Origin of the sequence: Streptomyces sp. PT12 (assembly GCF_003311645.1) — a bacterium.
GTDB lineage: Bacteria > Actinomycetota > Actinomycetes > Streptomycetales > Streptomycetaceae > Streptomyces.
Genome location: NZ_QEST01000253.1, coordinates 1 through 365 on the forward strand (window position 1 = coordinate 1; position 365 = coordinate 365).

Annotated in this window: 1 protein-coding gene; it reads left to right on the forward strand. The window is 72.3% G+C overall.

The annotated features are described in order from the left end of the window. The coding region (locus DEH69_RS27045) for an SDR family NAD(P)-dependent oxidoreductase (RefSeq protein WP_113689616.1) at nucleotides 1-365 on the forward strand (365 nt) is incomplete at both ends.

Consider the following 365-nt stretch of genomic DNA (forward strand, 5'->3'; position numbering starts at 1 on the left):
GCCTGCGACGTCACCGACCGCGACGCCCTCGCCGCGATCATCGACGACCTGCCAGAGCTGACCGCCGTCGTCCACGCCGCCGGAATCAGCCACGACACCCTGCTCGCCGACCTCACCGCCGACGAGCTCGACGACGTCATGGCCGCCAAGGCCCTGGGGGCGGCTTGTCTCGATGAGGTGCTGGGGGAGCGGGAGTTGGACGCGTTTGTCCTGTTCTCCTCCATCGCGGGTGTGTGGGGGAGTGGTGCGGGTGGTGCCTATTCGGCGGCCAACGCGTTCCTTGACGGCCTGGCCGCCCACCGCCGCGCCCGCGGGTTGACCGCCACGTCGATCGCCTGGGGCCCCTGGGCGGGCGGCGGCATGGC